Annotated in this window: 11 protein-coding genes; 3 read left to right on the top strand and 8 right to left on the bottom strand. The window is 55.7% G+C overall.

What is annotated here, in order from left to right; genetic code table 11:
- Window positions 1-11: 11 nt before the first annotated feature.
- Window positions 12-443 carry a DUF7282 domain-containing protein gene (locus FFI90_RS18835; RefSeq protein ID WP_144780304.1) on the top strand — a complete coding sequence of 144 codons (432 nt, stop codon included), beginning with the start codon at window positions 12-14 and terminating at the stop codon, window positions 441-443.
- A 36-nt stretch (window positions 444-479) separates the two neighbouring features.
- Here FFI90_RS18835 and FFI90_RS18830 read toward each other — a convergent pair whose 3' ends face one another.
- Entirely contained in the window at window positions 480-1,175 is a 696-nt protein-coding gene (locus FFI90_RS18830) for a class I SAM-dependent methyltransferase (RefSeq protein ID WP_144780303.1), read from the bottom strand.
- Window positions 1,172-1,930: a DUF1499 domain-containing protein gene (locus FFI90_RS18825; protein WP_144780302.1), complete on the bottom strand. Its 759-nt coding sequence runs from the start codon at window positions 1,928-1,930 to the stop codon at window positions 1,172-1,174. Before FFI90_RS18825 ends, FFI90_RS18830 begins: the two co-directional genes overlap by 4 nt.
- Before the next feature lie 151 nt (window positions 1,931-2,081).
- Between FFI90_RS18825 and FFI90_RS18820 the strand changes: the two genes are divergently transcribed.
- Complete coding sequence (locus FFI90_RS18820; RefSeq protein WP_144780301.1) at window positions 2,082-2,348, top strand: DksA/TraR family C4-type zinc finger protein; 267 nt, start codon at window positions 2,082-2,084, stop codon at window positions 2,346-2,348.
- A gap of 19 nt (window positions 2,349-2,367) precedes the next feature.
- Here the strand turns inward: FFI90_RS18820 and FFI90_RS18815 are convergent, their stop codons facing one another.
- Complete coding sequence (locus tag FFI90_RS18815) at window positions 2,368-4,434, bottom strand: dehydrogenase (RefSeq protein WP_144780300.1); 2,067 nt, start codon at window positions 4,432-4,434, stop codon at window positions 2,368-2,370.
- Between the two features lie 181 nt (window positions 4,435-4,615).
- Here FFI90_RS18815 and FFI90_RS18810 point away from each other — a divergent pair, with 181 nt between their 5' ends.
- Window positions 4,616-5,629, top strand: a complete 1,014-nt coding sequence (locus FFI90_RS18810) for a class I fructose-bisphosphate aldolase (protein WP_144780299.1) — start codon at window positions 4,616-4,618, stop codon at window positions 5,627-5,629.
- A gap of 2 nt (window positions 5,630-5,631) precedes the next feature.
- Here FFI90_RS18810 and FFI90_RS18805 read toward each other — a convergent pair whose 3' ends face one another.
- From FFI90_RS18805 to htpG, 5 genes are all read right to left on the bottom strand, one after another.
- Window positions 5,632-6,624 (bottom strand): MBL fold metallo-hydrolase, encoded by a 993-nt coding sequence (locus FFI90_RS18805; protein ID WP_246123671.1) that lies wholly within the window; start codon window positions 6,622-6,624, stop codon window positions 5,632-5,634.
- Between the two features lie 123 nt (window positions 6,625-6,747).
- A complete protein-coding gene (locus tag FFI90_RS18800) occupies window positions 6,748-7,725 on the bottom strand; it encodes a tRNA dihydrouridine synthase (protein ID WP_144780298.1) in 978 nt (325 codons plus the stop codon).
- 135 nt (window positions 7,726-7,860) lie between these two features.
- The gene (gene katG, locus FFI90_RS18795; RefSeq protein WP_144780297.1) at window positions 7,861-10,032 is read right to left on the bottom strand and encodes a catalase/peroxidase HPI; all 2,172 of its coding nucleotides are present in this window, start codon (window positions 10,030-10,032) and stop codon (window positions 7,861-7,863) included.
- Between the two features lie 146 nt (window positions 10,033-10,178).
- Entirely contained in the window at window positions 10,179-10,397 is a 219-nt protein-coding gene (locus tag FFI90_RS18790) for a DUF2835 domain-containing protein (RefSeq protein ID WP_144780296.1), read from the bottom strand.
- 5 nt (window positions 10,398-10,402) lie between these two features.
- Entirely contained in the window at window positions 10,403-12,295 is a 1,893-nt protein-coding gene (gene htpG, locus FFI90_RS18785) for a molecular chaperone HtpG (protein ID WP_144780295.1), read from the bottom strand.
- Between the last annotated feature and the right edge of the window lie 107 nt (window positions 12,296-12,402).

Raw genomic sequence — 12,402 nt, 5'->3', positions numbered from 1 at the left:
AGGAGTACGCAATGAAAAAGCATCTGAAGACGACCGCACTGATGGCAGCTCTGGTATCCGGCGCACTAACCACCGGCATCGTTCAGGCAGGCAGTAGCCACGAAGCCAAGGTATGGGCCGACGATCAAGCTGTTTCAGAAGGTACTGTCACCGCGAAGAAAGTCACCGCTGAAGCTAACGGCTGGCTGGTTGTGCACCGTACAGGTGAAACTATGAAGCCCGGCCCTGTCGTTGGTTACGCGCCGCTGAAAAAGGGCGAAAACATGGACGTATCCGCGATTCTGACGGAGGAAGTAAAGTCCGGTGACATGCTGATGCTGATGGTGCACGCCGAAGACGGTGGTATGAAAACTGGCGCCTTCGAATACACCTTGGGCGCCAAAGAAGATGGCCCCATCAAGAAAGACGGCAAGCTGGTAATGTCTACCATCACTGCCAAGTAATTCTGCATTAATGCCTGCCAGGCGCGGAGCAGCTTATTAGCAGTTGCTGACCGGAGAGCCTGGTGGGCTTTGCACACCATCCCGCCAAAACCTGAGTATGTGGCCCTTGAAGGGCTTTTCCAGATAGTCGGTATGCTCCGGCTTCTCTTGTGAAAAGCTGAACCCGTGGGTTTCCATCCGCCGGCTGAATTTATTTTTCCTGCCCCGCCCCGGATCGACCAGAATAATTTCACAGGTCGAATTGGAGTGATTGTGGATGAAATCTGCCAACAGGTTTACGTGCTCGTCTTCGTATAACAGGTCGCTGCCTATGATGATGTCAAACAAGCCGAGATCACCGGTGTCATCAGCCCAGTCAATCCGCTGATATCCGATGGCCTTGCCATGATTAAGCTGTGTGTTTCGCTCCAGAAAAACGCCCACTTCAGGATGGTAATCGGTCGCCGTGATATCGTCGTTTCGCTGGTTCAACAGCAGGCTGGACAGCGCCATTCCACAGCCAATTTCCAGAATCCTCTTACCCGTCGTCTGATGATTCGCAATGCAATGGGCTAGCACCAGGCTGGAAGGCCAGATAACGCCAAACAGCGGCCAGGTCGCCGATGAAATACCCAGTTTTAGGGCGATGTCGTCTGGGTCATCGAATTGTTGATTATCACGCAACGTGCAAACGTGAATGTCCACGTTGCCGAACTCAATGGTTTGATAGCGAAGGCGCAGGGTGGATTTCATTGTTTCGCCAAATCCTCAAGGAACGCCTGAATCCGCTCGGCGTTGGTACCGAGATCGCTCTTCCCTACCCTTGATGCTGACCGCATGTCCACCTGCACACCGCTCTGGGTTTCTGTCATGCGAATCGCCACGTCGTCCTTAAAGCCGAACCAGCGGGTGGTTGCGGTGGCTTCGAGGGTGTTTTCGGTAGATCCTGCAATTTCCCAACCGCGGGCTTGTACGGTCGCTTTCGCAGCGTCCATTGCGCGGGTCATCGGCATGGCCAAGGTAATGGACTTTAGCTCCGGATATGCCGCCTTTTGCTGGCGTGCGGTTTCCGCTCCCGGATATTCCACGGCATTGGGTGCTTCCTCGCGGGCGGCAGCCAGCAGCGTAAAGGCGGGCGGATTGTTCATATCCGTGGTGATGTCGTGGATGGGCGGCACACTCTGGGCGCGCTGTTTCATCTGCATGGGCATGGCGACTAAAGCCACAACCGCTGCGCTTACCAAGGCACCCACAAGAGCCGGACGCCAGCGCCGAAGTATGCCGGCAAACACCACGGTTATCAGGCCAAGCACTGCAGCACCCAACGCCAGCTGTGCGCCCTGGCGCAGCCATGTGAAAGATGTTCCCAGTTCAATTAACTCAGCCCTGTAGGCTGGCCCGGCTGCAGCCATCATCACACCTGCAACAATCAGTAGAATTAAACCGAGCCAAGCCGTTATCAGCGGCCATTTACCACCGCGGCGCTGTGCCTTCTTTCTTGCGAGCATTCTGCTTCCTTTTCTCACTGGGGATGACGAGTTGGCATTGCCGTTTTCATTACACTCGTTGACTGGTACGAGGCACTACTTTAGCCCGATCACTGCGGCTTTGGTATGCTGAAGGCAAGCGACAGGTTGAGCATTTCACAGGAGCAGCGTTATGGCTGGTGGATGGGCCCGCGATGGGGCAGTGCAGGATCAGATCGATGCCAGTGTAGAAGATGCCGTAGCAGAGGCGCGCAGCCGGCTTGGCTCGGGTGAAAGCGCTGAATTCTGTGAGGAATGTGACTGCCCTATTCCAGAGGCAAGGCGCAACGCCATTCCCGGCGTCCGCCTGTGCGTAAATTGCCAGGCGGCGCTGGAAAAACAGGAATCAGCGTCTGGTGGCATCAACCGCCGAGGCAGTAAGGATAGCCAATTGCGATAATCGGGTGCCCGGCGCCTGATTACGTTTCGACGGCTTCCCCCGCATCACGTTTTGCCGCCAACACCCTCACTCTTTCGAAGTCTTCTTCGCTGAATACGCCGTTCACGCCAGAGATGGCCGCCAGCGTCATGCCGTGTTTCAGGCCCAGCTTGTATATATCCCGAACCTTTTCCCACTCGATGTTACGGCCAAGCGTGAAGTTCTCGAAGCGCGCCTCCAGGGCCAGCACGATGGTTTCCGCCAGGCAGGCATAGGCCACGCCTTCGGGCAGGCCAATATTTTTCATGTGCACGTTACCGGGCAACTGAACTTCTCCGGATTCGATCACCAGCACATCAGGGCGTTTGGCTACGTCTTCCGCCGGTATATCCAGAGGGCGGGCCACATCCGTGATCACGCAACCGGGTTTTACCCTGGTGATGTCCAGGATACGCTTGCCCGCTCCGGAGGTGGCGGTCACGATCATGTCCATGTCTTCGATATCGCGGTCGGCGGAGCCTGCCACGTGTACGATGGCACCCGGAGTTTCCTGTTCAATGCTTTCTTTCAGCGCCAGCAGTTTCGCGGGCTCCGGCGCCGCCAGGTAGATCTCATCCACCGCTTTGGCGAGCAGACGTGCGCAGACTGAACCAATAGCGCCAGTTGCACCCACGACCATGGCTTTGCCAGTCATTTTCCCGTTTTTGCCAATTTTTGCGCGGTCTATCATCTCTACCGCATCCTTGGCGGCCCAAAGAGCCCCTGAGGCGCTGTAGCTGTTGCCGGTGGTAATGGGAAGCGGCGCCCGCTTTGCAACGGTAATGCCGGCATCTCCGACCACTTTGGTAAAGGCACCCAGGCCCATAATCTGTGCGCCCAGCTTTTTCGCAAGATTGGCGGCGGCCAGCAACCGGGTGTAGGTAAATTCAGGATCGTGAGCCATGATTTCCTTGGGCGTGCCGCCTACGGTAATCAACCAGCCTTCCGCTTCGTCCCCAGTAGGCGACTTGATGCCGGTAACCTTGGAATAGATAAACGGTGGCGCATACGCCACGGCCTTTTCCACCAGGTTCATCACCATCGGCGGCGACACGCTGGCAACCCAGTCCAGCGGCGCTGTCTTGGTCAGGTATTGCTGGGACAGAGGATGAATCACAAAGGCAAAGCGGTTTATCCGGCGATAGCCGTTCGGGTAGAGAATTCGGGGTTCGATACCCAGAGACTGGATAACATTAAGATAGTCATCTGCACCCAGTTGCTCCGGGGTGCGTGAGAGCGCCGCGCTGATCATGGCTTCCATCACATTTACACCCACGGGCCGTCCTTCCAGCCACGGGCTGTAATCCACTACCATCGCCACTTTGCGGGAGCGCATCCAGTCCATAGCCTCTTCCGATACGCGGGAGGTGATAACGGTTTTGCCATCCAGCTCCTTGGCGGTGAAGTTGGCCAGATCGCCCATGTGGGCAACAATTACGTGGGCATCTTTCACAGCCTGATGCAGGGAGCCTTTTATCAAACCCTCCCCAAGGCGATACAGCGGCGTGCGGAGCATGGTTTCAACCGTCTTTACGGCGGATGGGCGAAACATGATCGGCGCGGTTAACGAGCTGTAGGTTTCAAGCTGTTTGAGCGAGGTAAGCAGCCGTGGCACGCCGAAATCCATATAAGGGTCGGCAAAAAACAGGTTGTCCGTATGCTCGGACAGCGATTTGGCCACCCGGTAACCGGCCTGCCCATTGAGAAAGAGGACCCGGGCGTTATCAAAGAAATGCCCCAGCTCTGATTGGGTCTGGCGCACCGCCCACTCCTGAAGAATACCCCGCAGGCCTGATCCGCTCGTTATCGGCTTGTCTGGAATACAGGCTTCAAGCTTGGCAGTATCCGGATGTTCCAGCTTCACAGACCCGACCTGATAATGATCGGAGACCATGCTGAGTCCGAAGGCGTCTGCTCGCTCATGATACGTCTTCAGGAGCGCAACAGCGCGCGCGAGATCCCCGTCGGTACCGGCGCGAATAACCCGGAAGGAGTGCCCCAGGAACTCGGTTTCCAGATCGTAATCGTATTCGGATGAGCCTTGGCTTACGCTGATTACAGTTTTCATACCCGGTTTTTGTCCTTGACGTGCCCCAGTTTTAACAAGCGTAAGCCAATGTCCCCATGATTGCCTTAGCTCAGATCAAATTATGACCATACCACGCCGGCCGCACCGGCTGAACGGACTACACTGATGGGATAACACAGCCGCAATACACCATGACACACACCCTTTGAAAGGAGCTTCCATGAGTATTCAAAACGAACTGCTTGCAACGATTCAGGATCTCGTTCAACCCGGCAAGGGCATTCTCGCTGCCGACGAAAGCCACCCCACCATCGCAAAGCGCTTCAAAGCGGTTGGTGTGGAATCCACGGAAGACAAGCGACGGGAATATCGCAGCCTGATCTTCTCCACGCCCGAGCTTGGGGAATTTGTAAGCGGCGTGATTCTTTTCGAGGAAACTCTTGGCCAGAGCAGCCTGGATAAAGTGTCAATCCCCAAACTGCTGGAAAGCCAGGGCATTGTGCCGGGCATTAAAGTCGACAAAGGCAAGAAGCCGCTGGTTAATGCGCTGGGGGATGAAATAACTTATGGTCTGGACGGCCTTGACGACCGGCTGGAAATCTACAAGAGCCAGGGCGCCCGCTTTGCCAAGTGGCGGGCTGTTTACAACATCTCCGACACCCTGCCCTCACGCCAGGCGCTGGAAGCCAACGCCGAAATGCTGGCCCGCTATGCCGCGCTCTGCCAGTCCGTAGGCATTGTGCCTATTGTGGAACCGGAAGTGCTGATTAGTGGCGGCCATACCATCGAGCGCTCTGCAGAAGTGAACGAAGCCGTGATTGCAGAGGTGTTCAACGCCCTTCGCCGCCACCGCGTGCAACTGGAGGCGATGATTCTGAAGCCCAGCATGGTCACGCCCGGAAATGAGTGCGCCAAAGCTTCGGCTGAGGAAGTGGCCGAAGCCACTTTGCGAGTTCTCCGGCGGGTTGTGCCAGCGGCCGTTCCGGGCATCAACTTTCTTTCTGGAGGCCAAACCCCCGAAGAAGCCACCCTCAACCTGAACGCAATGAACAGCCTTGGACAGCATCCGTGGATCCTGAGCTTTTCCTACGGCCGTGCGCTGCAGGAACCGGCTCAGAAAGCCTGGGCCGGCATGCTGGATAACGCGCAGGCTGTCCAGCATGCCATGCTCAAGCGGGCCAGACTCTGCGGTGCCGCCTGTTCCGGAAGCTATAAACCGGACATGGAAAGCTGATATCAGTCACACCCAGCCGTACAGCCACCGTCGCCGTTGAAGGCGATGGTGCGCCCGCTCAATGGAACGTGCATGGGGACTTTTACCAGATCCCTGAACAAGGCAGTTTTCGTACCCTGCTTCAGCTCTCCACCGGATGTAGCTGGCTCATTGGCATGGGAGGCAATGACGGCTTTCGGATCGATCAAATCATTGATCACGTAGGCCGCCTCTTTGGGCCCGGTGGTGTAGTTGTCTCCAATATTCATCACCACCAGCTCTGCTCCATAGTGGTCGTTCACCACCAGCTTCTGCTCGGCCGTAATACCGGTATCGCCGGAGAGATAAACCACCAGACCATTTGAAAACGTCAGTACGTAGCCTGTCGGCGGCCCGACACTCGCGCCAACGCCGGCGGCCTTCAGATACTCCGCCAGCGGGCCGGTGAGAAACGACGGAGAAACCCCGTTGCTGTGAACTGCTGGCACAGTCGTAATGGCCACACCACCGACATTAAGCTCCGCTCCAAAGCGCACCAGCATGGAGTTGGCTGAATCGCCGCCGGCCGCTTCAAGCTTGGCGGCGAAAAATGCCGGCATTTCGCTGCCGGTAACAATTTTCGACTGTTTTTTTACCGCAATATCCACGGTGTTGGATTGCGGCAGAGTGACCACTGGGAATTCCGGCCCACCACAGCTACCGGCGTTGGTTTCTTTGATACGACGATCACCCAGGTGGTCGCCATGCATGTGCGACACCAGCACTACGTCAATTTTGCCAAGGCGGGGATCATCGGGGCCAGCAACAGTGCGGCCAGCATCGTAAAGAATGCGAGTACCGTTGGGGTCTTCAAACACCATGGCCCGATCCAGTGGGCAGAACTCGCCATCATGGCTTCCCAAAGGCGTGACCTTTACATCACCGTCTGCAGCACCTGCGCCGGACACCAGCCCCAGCGACAGGCAAACCCCACTCACGAGCCCTTTAACGGCCCCGGATTTCATTTTTTTGAACATCAAAGATCCCTCCATGTGGTTTTGTTTTTACCAGCCACAGTCATTACGAACACAGGACAACTCTGTACCAGTGTAGTACGCAATCAGGGAGGGCAAGGGAGAGATGATCAGAAAACGTAAGCTTCAGGCTGCCCGAATAGCGCTCCGTGATGGGGCTGCATTTTGTTCCAGGCAGGCGAGCATTGGTGCCACTTCACGGATTTTACGGGCATCCTGCCAGATGGCCTCAGCCTCGGGAAAGCCTTGCCGCAGGAAGTTCATCCACTGCTTGATGCGACCAGTCACATACTTGTCTTCAAGCCAGCCTTGCAACACTTCCGCGTACTCCCGAACCAGCGCAGCCGCCTCTGGCCAGGTCATGTCTGGAACCTCAACGCCCTGTTGGCTGGCTTTGATATTGCGTGCCAGATCCGGCCTTGCGATCAGGCCACGGCCGATCATCACATCCTCACAACCGGACACTTCACGGCAACGCCAGTAATCCGCAACCGTCCAGATCTCGCCGTTGGCAATCACTTTGGCCTTCACCGCTTCCCGGGCCTTGGCGATTTCTTCCCAGTACGCCGGCGGCTTATAACCATCAACCTTGCTGCGCGCATGAATCACGATCTCTTCCGCCCCGGCAGCTTCCAGCGCCTGCGCACAGGCCACGCCCATGGAACGATCGTCATACCCCAGGCGCATTTTAGCGGTAACCGGAATCCCTGCGGGCACAGCCTTGCGAACAGTCGCTGCAATCTCATGCATCAACTCCGGCTCTCGCATCAGCACACAACCACCTTTGTGCTTGTTCACTGTTTTCGCCGGACAACCGAAATTGATATCCACTTGAGTAGCACCAAGCTCCGCCGCCTTGCGCCCATGCCGGCCCATCTGTTCCGGATCGGAACCCAGGAGCTGAACGGCGACCGGTGTGCCTACCTGGGTGAGGGACCGGTTATAAAGCTCTGGCGCATACTTGTAGAAAATCCGGGGTGGCAGCATGCCATGGGTCACGCGAATAAACTCGGTTACGCACCGGTCGATACCACCAACTTTCGTCAGCGTTTCACGAATAGGTGCGTCAACAAGCCCTTCCATCGGGGCGAGGATGATTCGCATGAGGGCTCCAGAGGCTGAAAGAGAAAATCAGAATACAGCTGATCAAAAATCAGGCGGAGCGGATTGTAAGGAATTTGGCGGGAAGTTGGTAGCCGTGCACTCCCTTATGGGCGTGCACGGCCTGTTGCTATCGACTTATTTCTGTACGTCGAAACGATCCGCGTTCATGACCTTGGTCCAGGCAGCAACGAAGTCTTTGACGAACTTCTCCTGATTGTCGTCCTGGGCAAAGACTTCAGCGTAAGAGCGCAGGATCGAGTTCGAACCGAACACCAGGTCCACGCGGCTCGCGCTCCACTTCAACTGATCGGTTTTGCGATCACGAATCTCATAGAGGTTGTTGCCCACGGGCTTCCAGCTATTGCCCATGTCAGTCAGGTTAACGAAGAAATCATTCGTCAGTTGACCTTCACGGCCGGTCCAGATCCCGTGCTTGGTTCCATCGTAATTGGTTCCAAGCATGCGCATGCCGCCAACGAGAACGGTCATTTCCGGTGCTGTCAGGCCCATCAATTGAGCACGGTCCAGCATCAGCTCTTCCGCTTTGACCACATAATCCTTTTTCAGCCAGTTGCGGAAAGCATCTGCAACCGGTTCCAGCGGCTCGAAAGAATCCGCATCGGTCATCTCGTCAGTGGCATCGCCACGGCCCTTCAGGAAAGGAACGCGAATGTTGTAGCCCGCGGCTTTTGCAGCCTGCTCGATACCCACGCTGCCGGCCAGAACAATGACATCGGCCACGCTGGCGCCGGTGTCAGCTGAAATCTGCTCATACACCTTGAGCACCTTCGCCAGGCGCACTGGTTCGTTGCCTTCCCAGTCTTTCTGGGGAGCCAGACGAATACGGGCGCCGTTGGCACCACCGCGCATGTCTGAACCACGGTAGGTTCGCGCGCTGTCCCAAGCCGTGCTGACCATCTCACCGATGCTCAGGCCACTTTCGGCAATCTTTTCCTTGACCACTTCTTCGCAGTAATCCGTGCTGCCTGCCGGTACCGGATCCTGCCAGATCAGGTCTTCGGCTGGTACTTCCGGGCCTATGTAACGGGCTTTCGGCCCCAGATCACGGTGAGTCAGCTTGAACCAGGCTCGGGCGAAGCAGTCCTTGAAGTATTCGGGATCAGCCATGAACTTTTCACAAATGGCCCGGTACTTCGGATCCTTCTTCATGGCCATATCCGCATCGGTCATGATCGGGTTGTGGCGGATGGAAGGATCGCTGGCATCAACTGGCTTGACCTCATTCGGCATATCAATGGGTTCCCACTGCCACGCACCAGCCGGGCTTTTCTTCAGTTCCCACTCATAGCCGAACAACAGGTCAAAATAGCCCATATCAAACTTGGTCGGATGCGTGGTCCAGGCACCTTCGATACCCGAAGTCACCGCGTTACTGGCTTTGCCCTTCATATTAGGGTTGCTCCAGCCCATGCCCTGCTCTTCCACATCGCCAGCTTCTGGCTCGGAGCCAAGCGCACCCGCATCGCCATTACCGTGACATTTACCAACCGTGTGTCCGCCAGCAGTAAGGGCTGCCGTTTCTTCATCGTCCATCGCCATACGGGCAAACGTTACCCGTACTTGCTCCCCTGTCTTGATCGGGTCAGGCTTACCGTTCACACCTTCAGGGTTTACATAGATCAGGCCCATCTGCACGGCTGCCAGCGGGTTTTCCATGGTGTCTGGCTTATCAACATCTTCGTAACGCTCATCTGACGGCGCCAGCCACTCTTTCTCAGAGCCCCAGTAAATGTCTTTCTCCGGGTGCCAGATGTCTTCCCGGCCAAATGAAAAGCCGTAGGACGGCAGGCCCATGGACTCATAGGCCACTGTGCCTGCCAGAATAATCAGGTCGGCCCAACTGATCTTGTTACCGTACTTCTTCTTGATCGGCCACAGCAAACGGCGGGCTTTATCGAGGCTGACGTTATCCGGCCAGGAACTGATCGGCGCAAAGCGCTGATTGCCGGTGCCACCGCCACCACGGCCATCTGCAATACGATAAGTACCCGCCGAGTGCCATGCCATACGGATCATAAGACCACCGTAGTGGCCCCAGTCTGCCGGCCACCAATCCTGACTGTCTGTCATCAGCGCGTGCATATCTTTCTTGATTGCATCGAAATCGAGATTTTTGACTTCTTCACGATAATCGAAGTCTTCACCCAGCGGGTTGGTCTTGCGATCATGCTGGTGGAGGATGTCGAGATTGAGACCTTCTGGCCACCAATTCATGACGTTACGACTTCCGGTAGAGTTTGCACCGTGCATCACGGGGCATTTGCCGCCTGTATTGTTTTGAGACATACCATTCTCCTGTTCCTGAATCATTGGCAAGAATCGCCTTCTACAGGATCAGGTTAGTCCCGTGGGTCATACCAAAAACAATTAATTAAAAATAAAGATGTGAAAGTTTTTGGTTATCGATCGCAGGCAGGGTCGATAACAGAGACTCAAAGTCTTTCGATGGAGGAGAACTTGCCGGAATCGTCGAACAGAATACGGAAGCTGCCCCGCACGCCGTCCTGGAGGTAAAACCTGGAGAGGATACGGCCCGGGAAACGGACTGAGCGTCCGTCCCGGGCCGTGGTATGAACATCGGTAGCAACGCCCTGATAGAGTTTTATCCACTCGTCAGGGCTGATGCTTATGTCCACAATAATCTGGTGCATAGGGCTTAGTTAGCCAATTCCAGCAACAGACGGTTCAGGCGGGTTACGTAGGCGCCCGGATCCTGCAGCTGTTCGCCGCTGGCTAATGTAGCCTGATCCAGAAGCACTGCAGAGAGTTCGTTGAAGCGCTCATCGCCCTTCTCGCTTTCAAGGCGCTGAACCAGCGGGTGGTCCACGTTGATTTCAAAGATTGGCTTGCTGTCCGGAACCTTCTGGCCCGCCGCTTCCATGATCTTCTTCATCTGGGCGCCCATATCAAAGTCGCCCGTTACCAGACACGCCGGTGAATCGGTAAGGCGGTTGGTTACCCGCACTTCCTGAACCCGGTCAGTGAGTGCTGTTTTGATGCGTTCAAGCAAGTCTTTATGCTCTTCGGCTGCTTCTTCCTTGTGTTTCTTGTCTTCTTCGGTTTCCACTTCACCAAGATCAAGATCGCCACGAGCAACGTCCTGGAATGACTTGCTGTCATATTCGTTCAGGTAACCCATCATCCACTCGTCAATACGATCAGAGAGGATCAGCACTTCGATGCCTTTCTTGCGGAAGACTTCCAGATGCGGGCTGCTCTTGGCGGCCATGAAGTTATCAGCGGTGATATAGTAGATCTTGTTCTGACCTTCTTTCATGCGCTCGATGTACTGGTCAAGAGACACATTCTGGGTGCTTTCACCAGTGAGTGTGGTCGCAAAGCGCAGCAGGCCGGCGATTTTTTCGCGGTTGCTGAAATCTTCCGCCGGGCCTTCTTTGAGCACAGCGCCAAACTCGCCCCAGAATTTCTGGTAGGCATCGGCATCTTTCTTGGCCAGCTTTGAGAGCATATCCAGCACACGCTTGGTGGCAGCAGTGCGGATGCTGTCCACAGTGGCGTCGTTCTGCAGGATCTCGCGGGAGACGTTCAGTGACAGATCGTTGGAATCCACCACGCCTTTTGCAAAGCGCAGGTACAACGGCAGGAACTGCTCTGCGTCGTCCATGATGAATACGCGCTGAACGTAAAGCTTCAGGCCACGGGGCGCGTCACGGTTGTACATATCAAAGGGTGCGCGGGCCGGGATGTACAGCAGGCTGGTGTAATCGAGCTTGCCTTCCACTTTGTTGTGGGACCAGGTCAGCGGGTCTTCAAAGTCGTGCGCAATGTGCTTGTAGAACTCTTTGTATTCCTCGTCTTTGATTTCGGTACGGGGCAGAGTCCACAGCGCTGTTGCGTCGTTAACAGTTTCGTCTTTGCTCTCTTCGCCTTCTTCGGTCGGCTCGGATTTCATGACTACCGGGAAGGAGATATGGTCAGAGTACTTCTTCACCAGGTTGCGCAGGCGGAAGCCGTCAGCAAATTCGGTGGCGTCTGGCTTCAGGTGAATAACGATTTCGGTGCCGCGTTTTTCGCGAGCAACCTGCTCGATGGTAAATTCGCCGTCGCCGGCCGATTGCCAGTGCACGCCCTCTTCCACGGGCGCGCCTGCACGGCGAGTGAATACGTCTACTTTGTCGGCAACGATGAAGGCGGAATAAAAGCCAACGCCAAACTGGCCGATCAGTTTGCTGTCTTTCTTTTCGTCGCCGGAGAGCTGCTGCAGGAATTCTGCGGTACCTGAGCGGGCGATGGTGCCGAGGTTCTGTACCACGTCGTCACGGGTCATGCCGATGCCGTTGTCGGCCAGGGTGATGGTGTTAGCTTCTTTATCGAAGTCGAGGCGGATTTGCAGCTCTGAGTCGCCTTCGTAGAGGCTGTCGTCTTTCAGTGCGGCGAAGCGCAGTTTGTCTTCGGCATCAGATGCGTTGGAAATCAGTTCGCGGAGGAAGATTTCCTTGTTTGAGTACAGGGAATGGATCATCAGGTGAAGTAGTTGCTTTACTTCGGTCTGAAAACCCAGAGTTTCTTTTTGCGTTTCAACCGTCATTTATTGTCTCTCCTGCATGGAACATGTGCGGGGGGACACGAGAGCGAAGGGCTTTCCAAAACACGCTGTTAATACGTCCGTGTACGCTCGGCTCCACCTTTCACTGC

Origin of the sequence: Marinobacter maritimus, from assembly GCF_007671675.1 — a bacterium.
GTDB classification, from domain to species: Bacteria; Pseudomonadota; Gammaproteobacteria; order Pseudomonadales; family Oleiphilaceae; genus Marinobacter; species Marinobacter maritimus.
Note: the sequence above shows the minus strand (reverse complement) of the source record. Positions and strands in the feature narration are given on the sequence as shown.

What these genes read in the sequence shown, in the direction of transcription:
- FFI90_RS18830 (WP_144780303.1), bottom strand. Translation starts at nt 1,175, where the DNA reads ATGAAATCCACCCTGCGCCTTCGCTATCAAACCATTGAGTTCGGCAAC.
- katG (WP_144780297.1), bottom strand. Translation starts at nt 10,032, where the DNA reads ATGTCTCAAAACAATACAGGCGGCAAATGCCCCGTGATGCACGGTGCA.
- FFI90_RS18820 (WP_144780301.1), top strand. Translation starts at nt 2,082, where the DNA reads ATGGCTGGTGGATGGGCCCGCGATGGGGCAGTGCAGGATCAGATCGAT.
- FFI90_RS18790 (WP_144780296.1), bottom strand. Translation starts at nt 10,397, where the DNA reads ATGCACCAGATTATTGTGGACATAAGCATCAGCCCTGACGAGTGGATA.
- FFI90_RS18815 (WP_144780300.1), bottom strand. Translation starts at nt 4,434, where the DNA reads ATGAAAACTGTAATCAGCGTAAGCCAAGGCTCATCCGAATACGATTAC.
- FFI90_RS18805 (WP_246123671.1), bottom strand. Translation starts at nt 6,624, where the DNA reads ATGTTCAAAAAAATGAAATCCGGGGCCGTTAAAGGGCTCGTGAGTGGG.
- FFI90_RS18835 (WP_144780304.1), top strand. Translation starts at nt 12, where the DNA reads ATGAAAAAGCATCTGAAGACGACCGCACTGATGGCAGCTCTGGTATCC.
- FFI90_RS18825 (WP_144780302.1), bottom strand. Translation starts at nt 1,930, where the DNA reads ATGCTCGCAAGAAAGAAGGCACAGCGCCGCGGTGGTAAATGGCCGCTG.
- htpG (WP_144780295.1), bottom strand. Translation starts at nt 12,295, where the DNA reads ATGACGGTTGAAACGCAAAAAGAAACTCTGGGTTTTCAGACCGAAGTA.
- FFI90_RS18810 (WP_144780299.1), top strand. Translation starts at nt 4,616, where the DNA reads ATGAGTATTCAAAACGAACTGCTTGCAACGATTCAGGATCTCGTTCAA.
- FFI90_RS18800 (WP_144780298.1), bottom strand. Translation starts at nt 7,725, where the DNA reads ATGCGAATCATCCTCGCCCCGATGGAAGGGCTTGTTGACGCACCTATT.